The sequence below is a fragment of the Pseudomonas sp. 3MA1 genome (assembly GCF_029237275.1).
Lineage (GTDB): Bacteria > Pseudomonadota > Gammaproteobacteria > Pseudomonadales > Pseudomonadaceae > Aquipseudomonas > Aquipseudomonas fluorescens_AP.
Genome location: NZ_JAACFX010000004.1, coordinates 632,424 through 654,532, shown reverse-complemented (window position 1 = coordinate 654,532; position 22,109 = coordinate 632,424). Strand labels below are relative to the sequence as shown.

The 22,109-nt window shown below is 65.8% G+C and carries 20 protein-coding genes; 16 read left to right on the top strand and 4 right to left on the bottom strand.

The features are described from left to right. The first annotated feature begins 1 nt into the window (after window position 1). From GWQ44_RS15535 to GWQ44_RS15500, 8 genes are all read left to right on the top strand, one after another. Window positions 2-868, top strand: coding sequence for an ABC transporter permease (locus GWQ44_RS15535; protein WP_210713740.1), 867 nt, complete (start codon window positions 2-4; stop codon window positions 866-868). A 222-nt stretch (window positions 869-1,090) separates the two neighbouring features. After that, entirely contained in the window at window positions 1,091-2,017 is a 927-nt protein-coding gene (locus tag GWQ44_RS15530) for a LysR family transcriptional regulator (RefSeq protein WP_047300769.1), read from the top strand. A gap of 176 nt (window positions 2,018-2,193) precedes the next feature. After that, window positions 2,194-3,738 carry an MFS transporter gene (locus tag GWQ44_RS15525; RefSeq protein ID WP_047300770.1) on the top strand — a complete coding sequence of 515 codons (1,545 nt, stop codon included), beginning with the start codon at window positions 2,194-2,196 and terminating at the stop codon, window positions 3,736-3,738. Window positions 3,739-3,752: 14 nt separating this feature from the next. After that, on the top strand, window positions 3,753-4,823 hold the full coding sequence (locus GWQ44_RS15520) for an HlyD family secretion protein (protein WP_047300772.1): 1,071 nt from the start codon (window positions 3,753-3,755) through the stop codon (window positions 4,821-4,823). Then, window positions 4,820-6,430 (top strand): efflux transporter outer membrane subunit, encoded by a 1,611-nt coding sequence (locus GWQ44_RS15515; RefSeq protein ID WP_275927709.1) that lies wholly within the window; start codon window positions 4,820-4,822, stop codon window positions 6,428-6,430. The genes GWQ44_RS15520 and GWQ44_RS15515 overlap by 4 nt, the downstream gene beginning before the upstream one ends. A 70-nt stretch (window positions 6,431-6,500) precedes the next feature. Further along, window positions 6,501-7,010, top strand: coding sequence for a sigma-70 family RNA polymerase sigma factor (locus GWQ44_RS15510; RefSeq protein WP_016967904.1), 510 nt, complete (start codon window positions 6,501-6,503; stop codon window positions 7,008-7,010). Further along, window positions 7,007-7,960, top strand: a complete 954-nt coding sequence (locus GWQ44_RS15505) for a FecR domain-containing protein (RefSeq protein ID WP_047300774.1) — start codon at window positions 7,007-7,009, stop codon at window positions 7,958-7,960. Before GWQ44_RS15510 ends, GWQ44_RS15505 begins: the two co-directional genes overlap by 4 nt. Before the next feature lie 93 nt (window positions 7,961-8,053). Continuing rightward, on the top strand, window positions 8,054-10,519 hold the full coding sequence (locus GWQ44_RS15500; protein ID WP_275927708.1) for a TonB-dependent siderophore receptor: 2,466 nt from the start codon (window positions 8,054-8,056) through the stop codon (window positions 10,517-10,519). 96 nt (window positions 10,520-10,615) lie between these two features. Here the strand turns inward: GWQ44_RS15500 and GWQ44_RS15495 are convergent, their stop codons facing one another. Beyond that, complete coding sequence (locus GWQ44_RS15495) at window positions 10,616-11,371, bottom strand: DUF3142 domain-containing protein (RefSeq protein ID WP_275927707.1); 756 nt, start codon at window positions 11,369-11,371, stop codon at window positions 10,616-10,618. Further along, window positions 11,341-13,533 (bottom strand): outer membrane assembly lipoprotein YfiO, encoded by a 2,193-nt coding sequence (locus GWQ44_RS15490; protein ID WP_275927706.1) that lies wholly within the window; start codon window positions 13,531-13,533, stop codon window positions 11,341-11,343. The genes GWQ44_RS15495 and GWQ44_RS15490 overlap by 31 nt, the downstream gene beginning before the upstream one ends. A 330-nt stretch (window positions 13,534-13,863) precedes the next feature. Between GWQ44_RS15490 and GWQ44_RS15485 the strand changes: the two genes are divergently transcribed. The 3 genes from GWQ44_RS15485 to GWQ44_RS15475 all read left to right on the top strand — a co-directional run bounded on the left by GWQ44_RS15485 (window position 13,864) and on the right by GWQ44_RS15475 (window position 16,304). Continuing rightward, the gene (locus GWQ44_RS15485; protein ID WP_275927705.1) at window positions 13,864-15,474 is read left to right on the top strand and encodes a glycosyltransferase family 39 protein; all 1,611 of its coding nucleotides are present in this window, start codon (window positions 13,864-13,866) and stop codon (window positions 15,472-15,474) included. A gap of 108 nt (window positions 15,475-15,582) precedes the next feature. Next, on the top strand, window positions 15,583-16,044 hold the full coding sequence (locus GWQ44_RS15480) for a YbaK/EbsC family protein (protein WP_016967891.1): 462 nt from the start codon (window positions 15,583-15,585) through the stop codon (window positions 16,042-16,044). A gap of 14 nt (window positions 16,045-16,058) precedes the next feature. Continuing rightward, on the top strand, window positions 16,059-16,304 hold the full coding sequence (locus tag GWQ44_RS15475) for a DUF2789 domain-containing protein (RefSeq protein WP_047300786.1): 246 nt from the start codon (window positions 16,059-16,061) through the stop codon (window positions 16,302-16,304). Here GWQ44_RS15475 and GWQ44_RS15470 read toward each other — a convergent pair. Both GWQ44_RS15470 and GWQ44_RS15465 read right to left on the bottom strand, forming a co-directional pair. Then, the gene (locus GWQ44_RS15470) at window positions 16,301-16,582 is read right to left on the bottom strand and encodes a type II toxin-antitoxin system RelE/ParE family toxin (protein WP_275927704.1); all 282 of its coding nucleotides are present in this window, start codon (window positions 16,580-16,582) and stop codon (window positions 16,301-16,303) included. The genes GWQ44_RS15475 and GWQ44_RS15470 overlap by 4 nt on opposite strands. After that, complete coding sequence (locus GWQ44_RS15465; protein WP_016967885.1) at window positions 16,579-16,857, bottom strand: hypothetical protein; 279 nt, start codon at window positions 16,855-16,857, stop codon at window positions 16,579-16,581. The genes GWQ44_RS15470 and GWQ44_RS15465 overlap by 4 nt, the downstream gene beginning before the upstream one ends. A 197-nt stretch (window positions 16,858-17,054) precedes the next feature. On the opposite strand from GWQ44_RS15465, the gene GWQ44_RS15460 reads away from it, so the two are divergent. Genes GWQ44_RS15460 through GWQ44_RS15440 form a run of 5 tightly spaced genes read left to right on the top strand, consistent with a single transcriptional unit; the run spans window position 17,055 to window position 22,105 of the window. Next, window positions 17,055-17,483 carry a MarR family transcriptional regulator gene (locus GWQ44_RS15460; RefSeq protein WP_016967883.1) on the top strand — a complete coding sequence of 143 codons (429 nt, stop codon included), beginning with the start codon at window positions 17,055-17,057 and terminating at the stop codon, window positions 17,481-17,483. Next, window positions 17,480-19,567, top strand: a complete 2,088-nt coding sequence (locus GWQ44_RS15455) for an FUSC family protein (RefSeq protein ID WP_179598834.1) — start codon at window positions 17,480-17,482, stop codon at window positions 19,565-19,567. Before GWQ44_RS15460 ends, GWQ44_RS15455 begins: the two co-directional genes overlap by 4 nt. Then, window positions 19,564-19,773, top strand: coding sequence for a DUF1656 domain-containing protein (locus GWQ44_RS15450; RefSeq protein ID WP_011058538.1), 210 nt, complete (start codon window positions 19,564-19,566; stop codon window positions 19,771-19,773). The genes GWQ44_RS15455 and GWQ44_RS15450 overlap by 4 nt, the downstream gene beginning before the upstream one ends. Beyond that, complete coding sequence (locus GWQ44_RS15445; RefSeq protein WP_047300791.1) at window positions 19,770-20,660, top strand: HlyD family secretion protein; 891 nt, start codon at window positions 19,770-19,772, stop codon at window positions 20,658-20,660. The genes GWQ44_RS15450 and GWQ44_RS15445 overlap by 4 nt, the downstream gene beginning before the upstream one ends. After that, window positions 20,657-22,105 (top strand): efflux transporter outer membrane subunit, encoded by a 1,449-nt coding sequence (locus tag GWQ44_RS15440; RefSeq protein ID WP_275927703.1) that lies wholly within the window; start codon window positions 20,657-20,659, stop codon window positions 22,103-22,105. Before GWQ44_RS15445 ends, GWQ44_RS15440 begins: the two co-directional genes overlap by 4 nt. Window positions 22,106-22,109: the final 4 nt, after the last annotated feature.

Sequence of the window (22,109 nt, the reverse complement as noted above, 5' to 3'; positions counted from 1 at the left end):
GATGAGCCAGTCATCCCCCGTGCGCGAAGAATACGAAGTCGTCCTGCAACCCTTGCTGCAAGTCCCGCTGGAACGAGAGCTGCCCCTGGGCCAGCGCCTCTGGCAACAGGGCTGGCTGCGCAAGGGCCTGATCCTGATCCTTTTGGCGCTGCTGTGGGAGGCCGTGGCCCGCTACCAGAACAATGACCTGTTGCTGCCCGGCTTTGTGCAAACCGCCAGCGCCCTGTACCAGGGCCTGATCAGCGGCGAATTGCTGGGCAAGGTGGGCATTTCCCTGGTGGTACTGCTCAAGGGCTACCTGATCGGCATTGTCCTGGCCTTTGCCCTGACCACCCTGGCGGTGTCGACCCAGTTCGGCCGCGACCTGCTGAGCACCCTGACCTCGATGTTCAACCCGCTGCCGGCCATTGCCCTGCTGCCCCTGGCGCTGCTGTGGTTCGGCCTGGGGCAGAACAGCCTGATCTTCGTGCTGGTGCATTCGGTGCTCTGGGCCCTGGCCCTGAACACTTACGCCGGGTTTCTCGGCGTCTCCGAAACCCTGCGCATGGCCGGGCGCAACTACGGCCTCAAGGGCCTGCGCCTGGTGCTGTTCATCCTGATCCCGGCGGCGCTGCCGTCGATCCTGGCCGGGCTGAAGATCGGCTGGGCCTTCGCCTGGCGCACCCTGATCGCCGCCGAACTGGTGTTCGGCGCCACCAGCGGCAAGGGCGGCCTGGGCTGGTACATCTTCCAGAACCGCAACGAGCTGTACACCGACAAGGTGTTTGCCGGGCTGGCGGTGGTGATCCTCATCGGCCTGCTGGTGGAGAACCTGATCTTCGACACCCTGGAGCGAATCACGGTGAAACGCTGGGGCATGCAACGCTGAGCTGCCTCGTCCGCCAGCCCCCCCACCCCCGACCGTAGGAGCTGGCTTGCCAGCGAAAGCGTCCTCAAGCGCGATGCAAGGTTCGAGGGCCCATTCGCCGGCAAGCCGGCTCCTGCGCGGGTAGTGGGTTCACGGGTCAGGATTGATCTCCCTCATTTTCCTCGGCGCCAAGCCTGCTAGCATTGCGTCCGGATCATCCCTGATCAGTCATGAGTGCTCAGCATGCAACTCCCTGATATGAACCTTCTGGTGGCCCTCGATGCCCTGCTGGATGAGGGCAGCGTGGTCGGCGCCGCGCGGCGCATGAACCTCAGCCCGGCGGCCATGAGCCGGACCCTGACGCGAATCCGCGACGCCCTCGGCGATCCGGTGCTGGTGCGCGCCGGGCGTGGCCTGGTGCCCACCCCCAAGGCGCTGGAACTGCGCAGCCAGGTGCGTGATCTGGTGGAGCAGGCCGCGCTGTTGTTCCGTTCGGCGGATCAGGTCGACCTGTTGTCGTTGCGCCGGCGCTTCAATGTGCGCGCCAACGATTTTTTTGTCGGGGTCTACGGCGGACGGCTGATCGACACCCTGGAGCGCCAGGCGCCGTTGTGCGAACTGCGTTTCGTGCCCGAAGGCGACGGCGACGATGAGGCCCTGCGGGAAGGGCGGATCGACCTGCGAATCAGCAACACCCGGCCGCTGACCCCGGAGGTGAAGGTGCAGAACCTGTTCACCACCGCCTTTGTCGGCCTGGTACGGGAAGACCATCCGTTGTTCGACGAAGAGATCACCGCCGAGCGCTTTGCCGCGTTCCCCCATATCAGCATGTCGCGCCGCGGCATTGCCCGCGGACCGATCGACGCGGCCCTGGCGGAGCAGGGCCTGGAGCGGCGGGTGTCGCTGATTGCTCCGAGCTTTCATGCGGCAATGTTCATGCTGCCGGATTCGGACCTGATCCTGCCGGTGCCCCAGGAGACCCTGCTCAGCGTCTCGCGCCTGGGCCTGCGTCTGCGCTCGTTCGTGCTGCCGATTGCCCTGCCGACCCTGGTCCTGACCCAGGCCTGGCACCCGCGCTACGACAAGGACCCGGCGCACAAATGGTTCCGCGAAACCCTGCGCAGCTCCTGCCAGACCACCTGGCAAGAAGCCCAGCCGACCTCTTCGTAGGAGCCGGCTTGCCGGCGAAAGCGGTCTTGAGGGCCTCCTCGCTGGCGAGCCAGCTCCTACGGTCAACAGGGTGAGTTGTTGCGTCTGGTGCACTTATAAGCTGTCGATAAGTCAGTTTTCGTCAGCACTGGCTGTTCATAAACTGCTCTGGTTTTCTTGTCTGGAGCAGTATTTCCATGAGTTCCCTCGCTGTCGCTGCGCCTGCTTCGGTTGAAGCCGCCAGCAAGCCGGCAGCCATTGCGCCACCAGTGTTCGGGCCGCGAATCATCATCGGTCTGGTCGGTGTGTTGTTGGCGGTGCTGGTTTCCGGTCTCAACGAGATGGTGACCAAGATCGCCCTGGCGGATATCCGCGGTGCGTTGTCCATCGGTTTCGACGAAGGCACCTGGCTGGTGGCGTGCTACACCGCGACCTCGGTGGCGGCCATGGCCTTTGCGCCCTGGTGCTCGGTGACCTTTTCCCTGCGGCGTTTCACCCTCTGCGCCATTGCGCTGTTCACCCTGCTGGGGGTGTTGTGCCCCTTCGCCCCCAACTACCAGAGCCTGTTGCTGCTGCGCACCCTGCAAGGCCTGGCCGGCGGGGCCCTGCCGCCGATGCTGATGACCGTGGCCCTGCGTTTCCTGCCGGCCAACGTCAAGCTCTACGGCCTGGCCGGCTACGCCCTGACCGCCACCTTCGGCCCCAGCCTGGGCACACCCCTGGCAGCCCTGTGGACCGAATACGTGGGCTGGCAGTGGGCCTTCTGGCAGGTGGTGGCGCCCTGTGTGCTGGCCATGGCTGCGGTGGCTTACGGCCTGCCTCAGGACCCGCTGCGCCTGGAGCGTTGCCAGCAGTTCAACTGGCGCGGCTTGCTGCTGGGTTTTCCGGCGATCTGCATGCTGGTGATCGGCATTCTTCAGGGCAACCGGCTGAACTGGTTCGAGTCGCCGCTCATTGGCCTGCTGCTGGTCGGCGGGTTGGTGTTGCTGGTGCTGTTTCTGATCAACGAATGGTCGCAGCCGATTCCCTTCTTCAAGTTGCAGATGCTCGGCATCCGTAACCTGTCCTTCGCCCTGCTGACCCTGGCCGGGGTGCTGGTGGTGCTGACCGCAGTGATCATCATCCCGTCGGCGTACCTGGCTCAGGTCCAGGGCTATCGCCCCTTGCAAACCGCTCCGGTGATGCTGGTGATGGCCTTGCCGCAACTGATTGCCCTGCCCCTGGTGGCGGCCCTGTGCAACCTGCGCTGGGTCGATTGCCGCTGGGTGCTGGGGATCGGCCTGGGCCTGCTGGTGCTGTCCTGCCTGGGCGGCACGCACCTGACCTCGGCCTGGATCCGTGACGATTTCTATGGGCTGCAATTGCTGCAGATCTTCGGCCAGCCGATGGCGGTGCTGCCGTTGCTGATGCTCTCCACCGGCAGCATCACCCCGCTGGAAGGGCCTTTTGCCTCGGCCTGGTTCAACACCGTGAAGGGCCTGGCGGCGGTGATCGCCACCGGGGTGCTGGATGTGCTGACCACCCACCGCCTGCATTTGCACTCGACGATGCTGGTGGACAGCCTGGGCAACTCGCCCCTGGTGGATGACCGGGTGGCCGGGCTGGCCCAGCGCCTGCACCAGCAGGCCATGGTGCTGACCAGCGCCGATCTGTATTTCTGCATGGCAGGGGTGGCCGCCGCGCTGATCCTGCTGATTTTCTGGCTGCCGACGCGGATCTATCCACCGCGGGCGCCGACCTGAACGAGAAGGTTTTTATGACGATCCAGAGCAAAGATAAAATCGCCGTCGCCGTGGCGACGGTGGCCGCCCTTGGTGTGCTGGTGTACCTGCTGGTGCCCGGGCTGTTTGGCCGCGCTGGCGCGCAGAGCACCAACGATGCCTTCATCGCCGCCGACTACACCCTGGTGGCGCCACGGGTGGCCGGGTTCATCAAGGAAGTGCTGGTGGAGGACAACCAGCAGGTCAAGGCCGGGCAACTGCTGGCGCTGATCGACGACCGCGACCTGCGGGCCGCGGCCCAGGCGGCGGATGCCGAAACCCTGGTGGCCAAGGCCCAGTTGCAGAACGCCCGGGCGACCCTGGACCGGCAGAGCTCGGTGATTGCCCAGGCCCAGGCGGCCTTGAGCGCGGCCCAGGCCGAGCGGGCCTTTGCCGAGCATGAGCTGAACCGCTACAACCACCTGGCCGGGGTCGGCGCCGGTACGGTGCAGAACGCCCAGCAAGCCAGGACCCGCATCGACCAGGCCAGTGCCCGCGTGGCCACCGCCACCGCGGCCCTGGCGGCGGAACGCAAGCAGGTGGAAATCCTCACCGCCCAGCGCGACGCCGCCGAAGGCAGCCTGAAGCGGGCCCAGGCGGCCCTGGAAATGGCCAGCTACGAGCTGTCCTACACCCGCATCGTGGCGCCGGTGGACGGCATGGTCGGCGAGCGCGCGGTACGGGTCGGTGCCTATGTCACCCCGGGCAGCAAGCTCCTCGCCGTGGTGCCCTTGCAGCAGGCCTATGTGCTGGCCAACTTCCAGGAAACCCAGCTCACCGCCATGCACGCCGGGCAAACCGTCGAGGTGCGGGTCGACAGCCTGGGTGGCGAAACCCTGCAGGGCCGCGTCGAGAGTCTGGCCCCGGCCACTGGCGTGACCTTCGCCGCGGTGAAACCGGACAACGCCACCGGCAACTTCACCAAGGTGGTGCAGCGCATTCCGGTGAAGATTGTCCTGGAGCCCGACCAGCCGATGGCCGAGCGCCTGCGGGTCGGCATGTCGGTGGAAGCCAGCGTCGACACCCACAGCTCGGCCACCAGCGCCCGCGAGGTGACCCAGCGATGAGCAGCGTACCCCGCAAGCACACAGGCGCCTGGTGGCGAGGGCGCTTGCTCCCGCTGGGTAGCGCAGCGACCCCGGAACCGCGCGCCGCGGTGGCCCAGGCCGCCCGCCACGGCTGCCTGGCGAGTGCTACGCACTCGAACGCAAGCAAGCTCCCTGGCCACGGGCTCCGCACTCTGCTGGCGCTGAGCCTGCTGTCCCTGGCCGCGTGCAACGTCGGTCCGGATTTTCAGCGGCCCCGGGCGACCCAGGTCCAGGCCTGGTCGCTGCCTGCGCCAGGCGCCGCCAGCCGGGCAGTGGACAGCCCCATGCAGGAGCGCTGGTGGGAGGTGTTCAACGACCCGCAACTGTCGGCCCTGAGTCGTCGGGCGCTGAGCGACAACCTCGACCTGCAACTGGCCACCAGCCGCTTGCAGCAGAGCCGGGCGGCGCGCCAGGTGATCAGCGCCGAGCGCTACCCGAGCACCTCGGCCAATGGCGGCTACGCACGCAAACGCAACAGCGCCGAAGGCCTGAACGACCCTTCGGGGAACAGCGGCAAGTCGGCTTTCAGTCTCTGGGAAGCGGGTTTCTCCGCGGCCTGGGAGCTGGATCTGTGGGGCCGGGTCCGGCGCGAAACCGAGGCCGCCGACGCGACCCTGGAAGTGGCGGAAAACGATCGACGCGGGGTGCTGCTGTCGGTGCTGGCGCAAACCGCCCAGGACTACATCCAGCTGCGCGGCGTACAGAACATCCTGGCAGTCACCGAGCAGAACCTGGAGGTGGCCCGACACAGCCTGAAGCTCTCGCAATTGCGCCTGGCCGACGGTGTGGCCACCGACCTCGACGTGGCCGAAGCCGCTGCCCAGGTCGCCACCATCGAGGCGCAACGGCCTGCGCTGCAACAGCGTCAGGCGCAGTTGATCAATGCCCTGAGCCTGCTGCTGGGGGAGCCGCCCCAGGCCCTGCACCAGCAACTGGCCAGTGCCGCCCCCGTGCCGCAAGCGCCGTCCCGGGTGGCTATCGGCCTGCCTTCGCAACTGGCCGAGCGGCGCCCGGACATCCGTCAGGCCGAGGCCCGGCTGCACGCGGCCACGGCCAGCATCGGCGTGGCCAAGGGCGATTTCTATCCGCGCATTACCCTGTCCGGCAACGTCGGCTCCCAGGCCCTGCAACTGGCGGATTTCGGCAGCTGGGGCTCGCGCCAGTTCGGCATCGGCCCGCAGTTCAGCCTGCCGCTGTTCGACGGCGGACGCCTGCGGGGCATGCTCCAGCTGCGCGAGGCCCAGCAGCAGGAAGCGGCCCTGGCTTACCAGCAGACCGTGCTGCGGGCCTGGCATGAAATCGACGATCAACTGACCCGCTACAACGCCAGTCAGTTGCGGCGCGACAGCCTGGCCGAGGCGGTGCGGCAGAACCAGATCGCCCTGCGTACCGCGCAGCAGCAGTACGTCGAGGGCGTGGTGGATTTCGTCAACGTCCTGACCGTGCAGGGCGCCTTGCTGGCCACCCAGGAGCAGTGGGTGGAAAGCTCCGCCGGGGTGTCGTTGGCCATGGTCGGGCTGTACAAGGCCCTGGGCGGCGGCTGGGAGTCGGTGTACCCGTTGCAGGCCGCCAGCCCGTCGCCTTGAAAAGCGTTTTGCCTGGATTGAGAAAAAAGTGTAATGATAATTGCTCTCAATCATGTGCGCAGTTTCATTCATGCCAGCCACCACTGACGGCAACGCCCAGCTCCATCGTCTGTATCGGGATCACCACGGCTGGTTGCAGGGCTGGTTGCGCAAGCGCCTGGGCGATCGCGAGCATGCGGCGGATGTGGCGCAGGACACTTTTCTGCGCCTGTTGCTGTCGGGGCGCTTTCCCGGGCACCAGGAAAGCCGCAGTTACCTGGCGCAGATCGCCCGCAACTTGGTGATCGACCAGTGGCGCCGGGCGCGCATCGAGCGCGCCTACCTGGACAGCATCGCCCACCTGCCGGAGCCGCAGACCCCTTCCCTGGAAAGCCGCGCGCTGATCCTGGAAACCCTGATGCAGATCGACACCATGCTCGATCGCATGCCGGACAAGGTGCGCCAGGCCTTTGTCATGTCGCAGTTTGAAGGCTTGGGTTATGCGCAGATCGCCGAGCGCCTGGAGGTGTCGGTCAGTTCGGTGCAGAAGTACATGACCCGCGCGATCCAGGCCTGCTACCAGGTGCTCTACGCAGAATGAAAGCCCATCAGGCCCCCATCGCCCCCAGCGTCGTCGAGCAGGCCAGCGAGTGGCTGATGCTGCATTGGGGCGGCCAATTGAGCCCGCAGCAGCGCGCGGCCTTCGAGGCCTGGCAACAGGCCGATCCCGAGCACTTGCGGGCCTGGCAACGCTTGCAGCAACTGCAACAGACCTTGCAAGGCGTACCGGAGCACAGCGCCCATGTGCTGCTGGCCAAGGCCCCGGATCCGCAGCGCCGGGCGGCGCTTAAGCTGCTCGGCTTGCTGCTGGTGGCGGGCGGCAGTGGCTATCTGCTGCAGGGCAGCCAGCCCTGGCGCGCGACCTTTGCCGGGGAGCGCAGCGCCACCGGGCAGGTGCGTCACCTGACCCTGAGCGATGGCAGTCGCCTGGACCTCAACAGCGCCAGCGCCGTCGATGTGCTGTTTACCGCCAGCGAACGGCGGATTCGCCTGATCGAGGGCGAGATCCTGCTTACCAGCGGGCATGACTCATCGCGGCCGCTGATCGTTGAAACCGCCGCCGGCGACATCCAGGCCCTGGGTACGCGCTTTGCCGTGCGCGAGCTGGCGGGCGGCACCCGGGTCGATCTTTACGAGGGGGCGTTGCGGGTCAGCCCGCGGCATGCCCAGGCCCTGCAACTCAATGCCGGCGAGCGCCTGTGGTTCAGCGCTGAGCGGGTGGCCCCGCGGCAAGTGGCCGAGGTCAACGCCAGCAGTTGGAGCGAGGGCCGGCTGATTGCCGAGCGCCAGCCCCTTGGGCAGTTCATCACCGAGCTGGCGCGCTATCGACCGGGGGTGCTGCGCTGCGACGAGCAGGTGGCCGGCCTGTTGCTCACCGGCGTCTTTCCCCTGGCGGACAGTGACGCGGTGCTCGCGGCCCTGGAGCGCTCGTTGCCGGTGCGGGCGCACGCGGTGACGCGCTACTGGGTGACCCTCAAGCCGCGCGCGTGAATAAAAATTCGCCAGGCCGTTGTCGGTTCTGCCGAGTTGTTCGGGATACCCCATGAAAGCCGATCAAGACGCATTCTCATGGGGAGTTCAGGAATGCCTTACCAGACCACAGCATCCATTTTGACCTTGGGCACCGCTGCCCGCCGCCACGCCCTTGTCGCGCTGCTGGCCATGGCCCCGGTGTGCCCGGGCCTTGCCCAGGCCGCCGGTGACAGCCTCAGCCAGGCGCGGGACTACCAGATTGCCGCCGGCAATCTGGATCAGGTCCTGAACCGTTTTGCCGGTGCCGCGGGGATTCTCCTGTCGGTGGATGCGAGCCTGACCGCCGGTAAGCACAGTGCCGGCCTGCAGGGACGCTACGAGGTGGCGCAGGGCCTGCAGACCCTGCTCGCCGGCAGTGGCCTGCAGGCGGTACAAACGGGTGCCAGCTGGGGCCTGCAAGCGGTGCCCCAGGACGGCGCCCTGCAACTGGCACCGACCCGGATCGGCGTTACTCAAATCGATGAGAATGCCTGGGGCGCAGTGCCGGGAATTGTCGCCAAGCGCAGCGCCACCGGGAGCAAGACCGACTCGGCGCTGGTGGAGATTCCGCAGACCATCAACGTGATCGGCGCCAAGGAAATCAAGGCCCGCGGCGCCCAGAGCGTGACCGAGGCGCTGCTCTATACCCCGGGCATGACCGGCGGTGGCTTTTCCGACCGGGTGAAGATTTTCGACGAGCCCACCTCCCGTGGTTTCTCCCCGACGCCGATGTACCTCGATGGCCTGCATTTGCCCTACGGCGGCGGCAGTACCGGCGGCGCCCTGCAGATCGATCCCTATGCCCTGGAGCGCATCGAAGTGCTCAAGGGCCCGGCCTCGGTGCTCTACGGGCAGAACCAGCCGGGCGGGATCGTCAACATGGTCAGCAAGCGGCCCACCGAAACCCCCTTGCATCAACTGGTGCTGGAAGCCGGCAGCTATGACCACAAGAGCATCGGCCTGGACCTGGGCGGGCCGCTGGATGAGCAGGGGCAGTTCCTCTATCGCCTGACCGGGTTGGCCAGCGACAGCCAGGACGCCGTCGACTACGTGCAGCGTCAGCGCCAGTTCATCGCCCCGAGCCTGACCTGGCGGCCCGATGACGACACCCAGCTGACGCTGTTCGCCCAGTTCCAGAAGGACAACGACGTGCCCGAGGCCCAGGGCCTGCCCAGCGTCGGCACGGTGTTCGCCAACCCCAACGGCAAGATCGACCGCGACCTGTTCCTCGGCGAGCCCGGGGTCAATGCCTACGATCGTGACCAGTTTGTCCTCGGCTACGAGTTCTCCCATCGCCTGAACGATGTCTGGACCCTGAAGCAGAACGCCCGTTACGCCGACGTCGATGACCGCTACCGCGCGCCGCTGCACGGCTACAAGTTCGTCAGCAACCCCAAGACCGGGCTCAACGACCAGCGCTACATGACCCGCTACGGCGTCGACTGGAAGCAGCACAACAAGGTCTATGGCGTGGATAACATCGCCCAGGCCCAGTTCGACACCGGGCCGTTCAGCCATACCCTGCTGGTGGGTCTGGACTACTACCACTTCAATTCCAAGTTCGACGGCAAGTACGACTTCAACCCGCCGATCCTCGACATGTTCACCCCCACTTACGGTCAGTCGCTGAATTTCGGCAACCCTCATCAGTGGGACAACACCATCACTCAGACCGGCCTGTATGTGCAGGACCAGATCAAGTACGAAAAATGGGTGTTGGTGTTGGGCGGTCGCAACGATTGGGCGGAAACCGATAACAAGACGCCGCTCAACGGCGAGCACACCAATGCCAAGAGCCAGTCCTTTACCGGGCGTGGCGGGCTGGTGTACCTGTTCGACAATGGCCTGGCGCCCTTTGTCAGCTATTCGGAATCCTTCCTGCCGTTGAGTGGCACCAGCATCGGGGGCAGCGCTTTCGAGCCGTCCACTGGCAAACAGTACGAAGTGGGGGTGAAGTTCCAGCCACCGGGCCAGGAGAGCTTCGTCCAGGTATCGGCCTACCAGCTGGACCAGGAAAACATCCTGACGCCTGACCTGGTCATCCCTGGGCGCAGCGTCCAGAGCGGCGCGGTTCGTTCCCGCGGCATCGAGCTGGAAGCCAAGGCCAGCCTCGGCGAATCGTTGGACCTGATTGCCTCGGCGTCGCGCAACGACATCAAGTACACCAAGGACAACGAAGGTCGCGAGGGGCGTCACCCGGCAGGCATGCCACCGCTGACCGCTTCGCTGTGGCTCAATTACACGCTCCTTGGCGACACGCCGCTGGCGGGCCTGGGCGCGGGCGTCGGCACCCGCTACGTCAAGGGCAGCTATGGCACTGATTACGACGGCGCCTTTCAGATCCCGTCCTACACCGTGTACGACGCCAGCCTGACCTACGACCTGGAAAAATCGCCGCTGCAATGGAAGGGCGTGAAGCTGGCGCTGAACGTGAAGAACCTCACCGACAAGACCTACGTCGCCAACTGCACCACCATCTGGGACTGCTACTACGGTGAGGGGCGGACCATGGTGTCGAGTTTGACCTATGACTGGTAAGGGGCCATCTGACTGATTCGTAGGGCCCTGGTCCGCTTTCGGCTGTTTGTGGAAGCTGGCTTGCCAGCGAAGGTGTCCGCCTGGCCGCCTTCGCTCTCAAGGATTCTGCAAAAACACCACATAGCCCCTGAACCAGGGGCTGTCGCGCAGGGCCTGGGGTTCCTGCCAGTCACCGCCCTGGATCAGGCCGACCTTGTAGGGCAGGCCCATGCGGTCCAGGCGCGGCAGGTAGGCTGCGTAGTTGGGAATGCTATGGCGGCCCTGGTAGGTCTGCACCACCACTTCGTCCACCACGCCCTGGAGCTGGCCGATGGCTTGCGGGTCGGCGTTGCTGCCCCAGTCCATCAGGCCGGTGATGCTCAGGCGGTACTGCGCGGGCAGGCGCTGGCGCAGGTCGCGCAGGAAACGGCCGTAGCGTTCGAGGTCGCGGGTGCTGCTGTCAAAGTCGATCTGGATGCCCACCACCGGGGTGCCCGTGGCCTGCCAGCGCTGCAGCTGGCCGAACAACTGGCGATACACCGGCTCGGTCCAGGCCAGGGTGTGGGCGCGGTACACCACCCATACCTGCTCCTGGGGCAGGCGCGACACCGGCAGGCCCTGGGCGATGAGCTGGACGCCGCTGGCCGGGTGACGTCGCGAGCGGCTGATCTGACCCTGGAGGATGTACAGGGTCTTGGCCTGGGCGAGCACGGGCTGGGTCTTGACCCCGCTCCACAGCCAGAAGGCCTCGTGGTCGGCGGCCTGCACCTGTGTCGCGCCGGCCGCCGGGGTGGCCCACCACAGCCAGAGCGGCAGCAGGCAGTAGCCCAGGGACTGGATTCTCACCAGTAGTAGCGCAATGACTGGGCCCATTGGGTATCCCCCAGCTTGGTCTTCAACTGACGGAACCAGGCCTTGCGCACGGCCGGCTCGACGCCGGCGCCGCCACAACGGTTGTTGCCGGAGGAGGCGTAGCAGTAGATGGCCCGGTACAGGGCATAGGCGCGTTCGTCGCGGCTGGCCTTGGGGTTGTTGATCACCACTTGATAGCCGTCGAGTCGCGAGAACGGCTTGCCGGGGAAGGTGTCCTGGGTGCCACCCAGGGACTGGGCGTTCGGTGGCGTGTCCAGGGGCATCTGGTCGAAGTTGTTCAGGCGCATGAACTCTCCGAGGCAGAGCAGCCCGGCCGGCGCTTTCGGGTCACGCTCAAGGAGCGCGGCAGTCTCCACCAGGCTCGGGCAACGGTAGTCCGGCTGTTCCCCTTCAGGTTGGGCGCCATTCCAGCGGAAGTCGCGCAGTGGCGGCGTAAATAGGTAGATATAGCCCAGGCTGGCGCCAAGGCTATCGTCGGGGAGGCTGGGCGGCAGTTGCTCGTAGTCTTGGCCGAAGGCCGCGTACTGGCCGCGGGTCAGGTCCTTGTACAGCAGGATAAAGCGCGCGGCGTTGCGCTCCGCTGGCGAGTCGGCCTGTTGGGCCTGCTGGCGCAGCAGTTTGGGCGAGGCCACCTGGCGCAGGAGAATGGTGCGCACCTGGGCGGTCTTGATTGGTGAGTCGGCGGCGAACACCTTGGCCAGTTGCCCGCTGCGCTCGTAGGTGTAGGCCAGGGCCAGTTCCAGCTGTTCGCGTTGCAGCGGTTGCTGGGCCAGGGGCAGCAGTTGCAGCCACAGCGCCTCGGCGCCTTTCCAGTCCTGTTGGGCCAGCAGGGCCAGGCCGCGCAGGGTCTGCTGACTGAAGCTCAGGTAGTCCAGTTGCATCGGCAGTTGGCTGGGCAGTTGCTTGAGTGCCGCCGCCGGTTGCTGTTCGACATACAGGCTGAAAGCGGCCTGGAGGTAGTCGAACAGCGCCGGCTGGCTGGCGAACAGGGCCTTCTGCTGTTGCAGGGCGTCCCGGGTCAGAGGCGCCGATGGCGCGCCGCGCATGCGCATCAGGTCCTTGACCGCCAGCAGCAGCGGAGCCTTGAAGTGGTCTTCTGGCAGGCTCAGCAGTTTGTAGTCGACTTCTTCCACCAGGTCGTCCAGAGGCATGTTGCGCGGGGTGCCGGGTGCCTGGGTCAGTTGCTGGGCGTAGTCATCGGCCAGGGCCTGGGTGTCGCCCGCCAGCCAGTGCACACGGCGGATCAGGCCTCTGGCGGATACGGCGTAACGGCCCTGTGGATAAGTCTTCAGGTAGGCCTCGAAACCGGCGCCGGCCTGTTGCAGGACGGCTTTGTCCACATGCTCCAGATTGACCATGCTCCATTCATCGAAGGCGTTCTGCTGGGCCAGGTTGAGCAGGGTGCGCGGGCTCATGTAGGCCGCGGTTTCGGCCAGCCAGGGCTGGGGATTGTCGTTGAGCGCGGCAAAACCGTTGCCGGCTTCGTTGAAGCGGCCGCTATAGAAGTCGGCGGCGGCCTGCAGGTAGCCGGCGAACGCCTTGGCCGCTGGCGAGTTCAGGTTGCCCGGCAGCAGCTTGCTCATTTCGCTGGCGTTCCAGTCGCAGCTGGCCAGCAGTTGCACCCGGGCCTCGGCCAGGGCCTGGCGTTCTTCCGGGCTCAGTGGCGCCTGGTCGAGCTGCTCGACAAACGCCAGGGCACTGGCGTCCGAGTTGCTGCGGCAGCGGCTGCCTTCTCCGGAGAGAAAGCCGTCGCCGGCGGTTTCCTGATTGGCGCGACGCAGGCCCACGGCCTGCAGCAGGCTGTCGAGCTGCGCGGTGGCGGGCGAGGGGCCGGGCTTGGGTGGGTTGCCAGTGTCGGGGTCGAGCTCGGGCGGCGCCGGGTGCAGGCGATAGTGCATGAAGGGCACGGGACCGTAGCCCATGCCCAGTTCATCCTGAATCAGGGGCCGGGGCGTCAGGGGCAGGCTGCCCTGGTCGGCCAGCAGCAGCCGCAGGTTGACCCGGCTGTCGTTGCCCGGGCTGAGAAAGGGCAGGTTGCTGCAATTGTCCAACTGGTTGGCATAGAGCTTCCAGGTCGGTGAGCAGATGTCGTCCGAGCTGGCCTGGGCCTGGCCGGTGCATAGGGCGGTGAGGGTCAAGGCCGAGAGCAGAAGCTTGCGCATGAATTGTCCTTAATTCAGAAAAGCCATGAGGGCCGGTTCCGAGTGTGGCGAAAATCATACAGAAGGCGCCGACCGGCACCTACGACCGGATAGAAAATCTGCCGTGTTGTGACGCGACTTTGCTGTGTTCCGGTCTATGTTCATCCATTGCCGGTGATGGCCGGGCCTGATCCTGGGTCATGCGGGTCAGGGGGTAATTGGCAGGGGCCGCACATGACATTCGATGAGCGGCTTTTTACCCCTGTGTCTGTGCTTTGCGGTTTTTTAGGCAAAGGACGATGCTGTCGGGGTTTGAGCGACCAGATCATGCGAATTTATGGGGAGCAAGGAATGGATTTTCGCAGAGCGCCGGAGTTGATCGGGCGTTTGCAAGAGCAGGCCGTCGTGCCTCCGCAGCAGGGCGTGCAGCGCCTGATGCGCCGGGTGCTTGAGTACTGGTTGCTGCCGGTGTTGCTGCTGGCGGCAGCCGTGCGCTTTTACGACCTGACCGCGGCTGCCATCTGGGGCGACGAAGGCTCCAGCCTGGTGCTCAGTCAGTATTCGCTGGGCGATATCTGGTTTCATGCGGCCCGCGATGTGCACCCCCCGCTGTATTTCATGCTGTTGCGCGGCTGGATCGAACTGTTTGGCGACGGGATCTTTTCCATTCGCACCTTCAGCGCGCTGCCGGGGATCGTCACCGTAGGGCTGGGAGTCTGGCTGGTGGCGCTCCTGGCGACCCGCCGCGCGGCGATTCTCGCCGGTGTGCTGTTGGCCCTGCTGCCCACGGCCGTGCGCTACAGCCAGGAAGTGCGCATGTATGCGTTGCTCGGCCTGTTACTGCTGGGGGCGACCCTGGCCCTGGTGTACTGGCTGCGCCAGCCCTCGCGCCGGGGCTATCTGGTGAGCTACGCGCTGCTGATGACCCTGGCCTTCTACACCCATTACTTCACGGCCTTCTGCGTGCTGGCGCACTGGCTGTACCTGGCCGTGTCGGGTGTGCGCGCCGAGGGTGGCGGACGCCTGATAGGCCGGCCGGCCTGGTGGCTGGCGAATGCGGCGATCGTGCTGCTGTACCTGCCCTGGGTCCCGGAGTTGCTCGACCTGCTCCGGCACATGGACGAGTTGAAGGCCAATGGCGATGTCGGCTGGGAGCCTCCGGTGACCTGGTCGTCGCTGCCGGCGATGGTCTGGCAGTTGCTGATTCAGGACGAGGGCGACAACCTGCCCGGGGGGCTGTTCGTGGGCATGCCACTGCTGTTGCTGGCGGTCTGCGGGGGGCTGGCCTGGCGTGACGGTGCGCCTGCCCGATTTGGCGGGCTGCTGGCGAGTTTCACCCTGGTGCCGTTGTTGCTGGTGTTTGCGGTGTCGTTCGCCTCGCCGGTGTTTATCGAGCGCTACCTGACCGCCTATGCCCTGGGTTTGCCGATGATCATCGCGGTGCTCGTTGATCGCTGGCTCAAATCGGCCCGGCTGGTGGCGCTGGGGTTGCTGCTGGGGTTTGTCGGGCTGGAAGCGGTGGGGCTGAAAAACAACGTCGATGTCGACGCCAACGATCAGATCAGCGTGATGGTCGACTACGTCAACCGGCACTACGTCGCCGGCGACCGCATTGTGATCAGCGACATGCTCTGGTACCTGAGCTACCTCTACTACAACCGCACCGATGCCCAGCCGATGCTCTATACGCCGCCGCTGCCGGGCGGTGCCTCCAGCAGGCCGAACGCCTACGGTTTCGGCACCCTGATCGACCACCCGGAGCAGGTCTACCTAGATCAGTTGAGCGCCTTGCCAGTGGGCAGCGGGCGCTACTGGCTGGTGGGTTCGGACGATCAGTCCGAGGAGTTCGCGCCGTTGCCACAGGGCTGGCACAAGGTCGGTCAGTTCGCCGCGGGCGGTACCCGGGCCCGCCTGTTTGTCCTCTGTGGTTCGGCGACAGGCGTGTCCTGCGCCGGGCAATGAGCGTGCAGAGTGCCGTTCGGAAGTTCGGGGCCTTGAGTCTTGCAGCTCGACCTAGACTTGCTTCAGGAGTCACAGTCCTGTCCCCTTCGCGGGGCGCTGAGGTGCATCATGCGTATGGCAAGAACCGTACAACGCAGCCTGGAACAGGCCGCCTGCGAGTTTGATCTGGTGAGCCATCCCCATTCCGCCAGCAGCCTGGAAACGGCGCGGGTGGCGGGGGTGCCGGCGGAGCGGGTGGCCAAGTCGGTGGTCCTCGACGATCACCACGGCCACTACCTGATGGCGGTGTTGCCGGCCAGCCGTCACCTGGACCTCAGCAAGGTACGCGGCAGCGGTGAATGGCAGATCACCCGGGAAAGCACCCTGGCCCACCTGTTCAACGATTGCGAGCGCGGCGCGGTGCCGGCCCTGGGCGAGTCCTATGGGCTGGACGTGGTGATCGACCCGCTGCTGACCCGGCAGAAAGACATCTACCTGGAAGCCGGCAACCACCACAACCTGGTGCACATGAGCGTGGCCCAGTACCTGAAGCTGGTGCCCCACGCCGAGGTTTGCGAAGTCTCGCACTGATCAGGAGCCCGACCATGGAAGCACCGACCCACAATCTGCCGGCGCTGTTCAAGCAGTTGGGGCTGGCCGATGACCCGGAGAGTATTGATCGTTTCATCGCCACCCATTCGCCGCTGAAACCGGAGTTGCACCTGGCGGATGCGTTCTTCTGGAGCAAGAGCCAGGCGGATTTCCTGCGCACGGAAGTGCTCGATGATGCGGACTGGGCCGAGGTGGTGGATCAGTTGGATGTGTTGTTGAGGAAGGGGCGCGGGGGCTAGGTCGGTGACGGCCATTGGCGAGCGGTGTGGACCAGGGCCAGGATCCAGACGTGGTCCTGGCTTATCTGATAGACCAGGCGATAGCTCGGGTGGGGAATCAGCTCGCGGGTTCCTGCCACCAGTCCCATGGAGCCGATCTGCGGGTTGAGGATCAGATGACCGACGCATTCGCTGAAGCGCCTGTCCATGTCGACCGCAGCCCTCGGGTTGAGTGCATGCAGGTAGTCCCAGATATCCATGCGGTCCTGTACGGCTTCGGGAACCCAGACAACCTTCATTCCAGCCTCGATGCCCGAGCGCGTCGGGCAGCGAACTCTGCCTCTACCTCTTCATGGTTGTGCCCGCGTTGAGCGTCTACGGAGGCTCGAGCCAGCAGGACTTTCTGTTGCAGGAAGGCCTCGTACTCCCGGGATTCGTGCTGTTTTTGCACGAATTCGCGCATCAACTCACGCACGATCTGTGAGGCTGGGCGATGTGCGGCCTGTGCCTCCGCCATAAACTGATCCCGCAGTTCAGTTTCCAGTTTCATCGTAAAGATGGCGTGCTTGGGCATGAGCGTGCTCCTCAAAAAGTACTGAAAAAGTATATACCTTTTCAGTACTTTCTCTGTTTTGGAGGCGCTGGATCCAAGGCTTGGCCGAGGTATTTGTTACAAAACTTGACTGGATTTATTCGTCGATGCCATATTGATAGTTAGCAAACTAACAGTGTGCGAACAGTCTTGTGCCCAACTCCCTTGAATCACTCCACATGAACATCAGCAGCGGCATGGTGGTCGCGTCGCGGCATTGGCGGCGGATCTGCCAGACCACCCTGGTCAATTTCGGCATTTCCGAAGCCTGCGCGGTGCCTCTGCTGATGATCGGGCGCCTGGGCGAGGGCGTGCGCCAGGTCACGGTGGCCCAGGCCGCGGGGATGGAAAGCCCGTCGCTGGTACGCCTGCTGGATCAACTGTGCAGCGCCGGCTACGTGTGCCGCAGTGAAGACCCCCACGATCGTCGGGCCAAGTGCCTGAGCCTGACCGACAGCGGCCGCGAGCTGGTGCAGGCGGTGGAAAGCGAGTTGGTGCGCCTGCGCCATGAAGTCCTGGAAGGCATCAGCAGCAGCGACCTGGAAGCGGCGCTGCGGGTGATTCGCGCCTTCGAGTCCGCCAGCCATGTGCCGGTGCTGCCATCTTGAAGGGCTTCTTTACCGGCATGCCCCCGGCGCGGGACTGGTTCTACGGCGTGCGCACCTTCGCCGCGTCGATGATCGCCCTGTACATCGCCATGCTGATGCAGATGCCCCGGCCGTATTGGGCCATGGCCACGGTGTACATCGTCTCCAGCCCCTTTGTCGGCCCCACCAGTTCCAAGGCGCTGTACCGGGCGATCGGCACCTTCCTCGGCGCGGCGGCGGCGGTGCTGCTGGTGCCGATGTTCGTGCAGAGCCCCTACGTGCTGGTGCTGATCATCGCCCTGTGGACCGGGATCCTGCTGTTCTTGTCCATGCACCTGCGCACCGCCAACAACTACGCGCTGATGCTGGCCGGCTACACCCTGCCGCTGATTGCCCTGCCAGTGGTGGACAACCCCCTGGCGGTGTGGGACGTGGCCGAGGCGCGCACCGAGGAAATCTTCCTCGGCATCATTTGCGCGGCGGTCATCGGCAGCCTGTTCTGGCCCCGGCGGCTGGCCCCGGTGTTCGTCGATTCCGCCGGCAAGTGGTTCGCCGATGCCGCGCTCTACAGCCAGCGCTTCCTGGCCCGCAACGTCCAGCCTGAAGAAGTCAGCGCCTTGCGCACATCGATGGTGGCCACCTTCAACAGCCTGGAGTTGATGATCGGCCAGTTGCCCCACGAAGGCGCCCGGCCACAGACGGTGCGCAACACCAAGGAGTTGCGCGGGCGGATGATCCACCTGCTGCCGGTGGTGGATGCCCTGGATGACGCCCTGTATGCCCTGGAGCGGCGCACCCCCGAATTGGTGGCGCAATTTGCCCCCTTGCTGACCAAGGCCGAGGCCTGGCTGCAAGGCACCGCCCGGGACGCCTCGGTGGAGCACTGGCAAGCCCTGCGCAGCGAGCTCGAAGCCCTGCAGCCCAGCGCCGAAGCTCTGGATGACCGGCGCCAGTTGCTGTTCTCCAATGCCCTGTATCGCCTCGGCGAGTGGATCGATCTCTGGCAGGATTGCCGCAGCCTGCAGCACGCCATCCAGTGCGAAAGCCAGGACACCTGGCGCGCGGTCTACCGGCATTGGCGCCTGGGCCGGCTGACGCCGTTTCTCGACCGCGGGCTGATGCTGTATTCGGCGGGCTCGACGGTGCTGGCGATCATCGTCGCCTCGGTGCTGTGGATCCTGTTGGGCTGGACCGACGGCGGCAGCGCGGTGATCCTCGCGGCGGTGGCCTGCAGCTTCTTCGCTTCGATGGACGATCCGGCGCCGCAGATCTACCGGTTCTTCTTCTGGACCGCGATGTCGGTGCTGTTCGCCAGCCTCTACCTGTTTTTGATCCTGCCCAACCTGCACGACTTTCCGATGCTGGTGTTGGCCTTCGCCGTACCTTTTATCTGCGTCGGCACCCTGACGGTGCAGCCGCGGTTCTACCTGGGCATGCTCCTGACCATCGTCAACACCTCGTCTTTCATCAGCATCCAGGGGGCCTACGACGCGGACTTCCTGAGCTTTGCCAACTCCAACCTGGCCGGGCCCATGGGCCTGCTGTTCGCCTTTGTCTGGACCCTGATCGCCCGGCCGTTCGGCTCGGAGCTGGCGGCCAAGCGCCTGACCCGCTTCAGCTGGCGCGACATTGTCAGCCTTTCCGAGCCGGCGACCCTGGCCGAGCACCGGCACATGGCCGCGCAGATGCTCGACCGGCTGATGCAGCACCTGCCGCGCCTGGCCATCACCGGCCAGGACACCGGCGCCGCCCTGCGCGAGTTGCGCGTGGCGCTCAACGTGCTGGACCTGCTGGCCTACGCGCCGCGGGTGCAGGGCGTGGCCCAGAGCCTGCTGCGCCAGGTGGTGGCCGAGGTTGGCGACTACTTCAAGGCTTGCCTCAAGGCCGGTGAACGCCTGCCGGCCCCCGGCGCCCTGTTGATGACCCTCGATCGCACCCGCCGCGCCTTGGGCAGCCAGGGCCTGCAAGGCGATGACGAAACCCGCCTGCACCTGTTGCACGCCCTCAGCGGCCTGCGCCTGGCGCTGCTGCCGGGGGTGGAATTCGTCGCCACCGGCGAGCTTGAACAACCTCTTCCCCATGGCATCGATGGAGCGCCTTTATGATCGGTGATCTGGATATCAGCGGGGTGTTCCTGCCCACGCTGCTGGTGCTGATGGGCATCACTTATGGCTTGTACCTGCTGGTGCACGGGGTGCTGACGCGCTTGCACTTTTATCGTCTGGTCTGGCACCGGGCGCTGTTCAACGTCGGTCTTTACGCGCTGCTGCTGGGCGCGGTGGACTCTCTCAGTCGATACCTGATGACATGAAAAAACCTTTATTGACCATTGGTCGTGTGGTCCTGACGTTACTGGTGGTGACCTTCGCGGTCGTGGTGGTCTGGCGCATGGTGATGTACTACATGTTCGCGCCCTGGACCCGGGACGGGCATATCCGCGCCGACATCGTGCAGATCGCCCCGGACGTGTCCGGGCTGATCCAGCAGGTGCAGGTGCGCGACAACCAGCTGGTCAAGCGCGGCCAGGTGTTGTTCAGCATCGACCAGGACCGCTTCAAGCTGGCCCTGCGCCAAGCCAAGGCCGCCCTGGCCGATCGTCAGGAAACCCTGGCCCAGGCCCAGCGCGAGGCCAAGCGCAACCGTGGCCTGGGCAATCTGGTGCCGCGCGAGCAACTGGAAGAAAGCCAATCCCGCGAAGCCCGCGCCCAGTCGGCGCTGGCCGAGGCCCAGGTGGCGGTGGACAGCGCCCAGCTCAACCTCGACCGCTCGGTGGTGCGCAGTCCGGTGGACGGCTACGTCAACGACCGTGCGCCGCGCACCCAGGAATTCGTCACCGCCGGCCGGCCGGTGCTGTCGGTGGTGGACAGCAATTCCTTCCATATCGATGGTTACTTCGAGGAAACCAAGCTCGATGGCATCCATGTCGGACAGGCGGTGGATATCCGCGTGATCGGCGACCGCGCGCGGCTGCGCGGGCATGTGGAAAGCATCGTCGCCGGGATCGAGGACCGTGATCGCAGCAGCGGCTCCAACCTGCTGCCCAACGTGAACCCGGCCTTCAGCTGGGTGCGTCTGGCGCAACGGATTCCGGTGCGCATTGCCTTCGATGACGTGCCGGCGGACTTCCGCATGATCGCCGGGCGCACCGCCACGGTGTCGATCCTCGACGACCAGGCCAAGCGGGAGCCCGGGCAATGAACAACGGCGCACGTTTGGCCCTGGCCGGGCTCGGCCTGCTGCTCTCGGCCTGCCAGATGGTCGGGCCGGACTACCGGCTGCCCAAGGACGCGGCGCTGCAACGCCAGGACTTGCAGGGCGAGTTGAGCGCCAAGGGCGCCAATGTGGTGTCGGCGCCGGTGCCCGCCGACTGGTGGCGGCTGTACCAGGACCCGCGCCTGGACCAGCTGGTGCAACAGGCCCTGGCCTCCAACACCGACCTGCGAGTGGCGGCAGCCAACCTGGCCCGTGCCCGGGCCCAGGTGGATGAAGCCCAGGCCGCTGGCGGCTGGAGCGGTGGGGTCAAGGCCGGGGTCGAGCGTTTGCAGGAATCCGGCGAGGCCTTCCTGCTGCCGGAAAAAGTGCCGGTGGCCAACGTCGGCAACCTGTCCATCAGCACCTCCTACCAGTTCGACCTGTTCGGCACCCTGCAACGCGGTATCGAAGCGGCCCAGGCCAATGCCGACGCGACCCAGGCCGCGGCCGATATCGCGCGCATCACCCTGGTGGCGGATGTGGTGCGCGCCTACACCCAGGTCTGTGCGGCCAACGAAGAGCGGGAAATCGTCGAACACTCCCTGCGCCTGCAAGCCCAGAGCACCGAACTGACCCAGCGCCTGCGCGATGCCGGGCGCGGCGACGAAACCCAGGTCACCCGCTCCCAGACCCAGTTCAAATCCCTGCGCGCCGAGCTGCCGCGCTATGAAGCCGCGCGCCAGTCGGGGCTGTTTCGCCTGTCGATGCTGCTGGCCAAACCGCTGGATCAACTGCCCGCTGGCACCGGCACCTGCGCCGAGTTACCGCACATCGCCCAACTGTTGCCGGTGGGCGATGGCGCGGCGCTGCTCAAGCGTCGTCCCGATGTACGGCAGGCCGAGCGCCAACTGGCCGCCGCCACCGCGCGTATCGGCGTGGCCACCGGGGCCCTGTACCCGGACATCAGCATTGGCGCGACGGTCGGCACCGTGGGCATCCTCGACAACCTCGGCAAGCCCTCCACCAACCGCTGGGGCTTTGGCCCGCTGATCAGCTGGAGCGTGCCGGCCAACGGCGCCCGCGAGCGCATTCATGAGGCCGAGGCCGCGAGCCAGGGCGCCCTGGCGCATTTCGATGGGGTGGTGCTCAACGCCATCCGCGAAACCCAGACCGGTCTGGCCCAGTACAGCGCGCAGCTGCAACGTCGCGAGGCCCTGGCGGATGCCGAGCAGTCGGCGCAACAGGCGGCGGATCAGACCCACCGCTTCTTCCAGGCCGGCCGCGCGTCCTTCCTCGCCGATCTGCAAGCCACCCGTACCTACACCGACATGCGCGCGCAACTGGCGGCGGCCAACACCCAGGTGGCGATGAGCCAGATCGATCTGTTCCTGGCCCTGGGCGGTGGCTGGGAAAGCGGACGAACGCAAGGCCCGGAACACGCGCAACCCTGAGGCC

Coding starts and splice junctions, on each gene's coding strand:
- GWQ44_RS15535 (WP_210713740.1), top strand. CDS start 2: ATGAGCCAGTCATCCCCCGTGCGCGAAGAATACGAAGTCGTCCTGCAA.
- GWQ44_RS15530 (WP_047300769.1), top strand. CDS start 1,091: ATGCAACTCCCTGATATGAACCTTCTGGTGGCCCTCGATGCCCTGCTG.
- GWQ44_RS15525 (WP_047300770.1), top strand. CDS start 2,194: ATGAGTTCCCTCGCTGTCGCTGCGCCTGCTTCGGTTGAAGCCGCCAGC.
- GWQ44_RS15520 (WP_047300772.1), top strand. CDS start 3,753: ATGACGATCCAGAGCAAAGATAAAATCGCCGTCGCCGTGGCGACGGTG.
- GWQ44_RS15515 (WP_275927709.1), top strand. CDS start 4,820: ATGAGCAGCGTACCCCGCAAGCACACAGGCGCCTGGTGGCGAGGGCGC.
- GWQ44_RS15510 (WP_016967904.1), top strand. CDS start 6,501: ATGCCAGCCACCACTGACGGCAACGCCCAGCTCCATCGTCTGTATCGG.
- GWQ44_RS15505 (WP_047300774.1), top strand. CDS start 7,007: ATGAAAGCCCATCAGGCCCCCATCGCCCCCAGCGTCGTCGAGCAGGCC.
- GWQ44_RS15500 (WP_275927708.1), top strand. CDS start 8,054: ATGCCTTACCAGACCACAGCATCCATTTTGACCTTGGGCACCGCTGCC.
- GWQ44_RS15495 (WP_275927707.1), bottom strand. CDS start 11,371: ATGGGCCCAGTCATTGCGCTACTACTGGTGAGAATCCAGTCCCTGGGC.
- GWQ44_RS15490 (WP_275927706.1), bottom strand. CDS start 13,533: ATGCGCAAGCTTCTGCTCTCGGCCTTGACCCTCACCGCCCTATGCACC.
- GWQ44_RS15485 (WP_275927705.1), top strand. CDS start 13,864: ATGGATTTTCGCAGAGCGCCGGAGTTGATCGGGCGTTTGCAAGAGCAG.
- GWQ44_RS15480 (WP_016967891.1), top strand. CDS start 15,583: ATGCGTATGGCAAGAACCGTACAACGCAGCCTGGAACAGGCCGCCTGC.
- GWQ44_RS15475 (WP_047300786.1), top strand. CDS start 16,059: ATGGAAGCACCGACCCACAATCTGCCGGCGCTGTTCAAGCAGTTGGGG.
- GWQ44_RS15470 (WP_275927704.1), bottom strand. CDS start 16,582: ATGAAGGTTGTCTGGGTTCCCGAAGCCGTACAGGACCGCATGGATATC.
- GWQ44_RS15465 (WP_016967885.1), bottom strand. CDS start 16,857: ATGCCCAAGCACGCCATCTTTACGATGAAACTGGAAACTGAACTGCGG.
- GWQ44_RS15460 (WP_016967883.1), top strand. CDS start 17,055: ATGAACATCAGCAGCGGCATGGTGGTCGCGTCGCGGCATTGGCGGCGG.
- GWQ44_RS15450 (WP_011058538.1), top strand. CDS start 19,564: ATGATCGGTGATCTGGATATCAGCGGGGTGTTCCTGCCCACGCTGCTG.
- GWQ44_RS15445 (WP_047300791.1), top strand. CDS start 19,770: ATGAAAAAACCTTTATTGACCATTGGTCGTGTGGTCCTGACGTTACTG.
- GWQ44_RS15440 (WP_275927703.1), top strand. CDS start 20,657: ATGAACAACGGCGCACGTTTGGCCCTGGCCGGGCTCGGCCTGCTGCTC.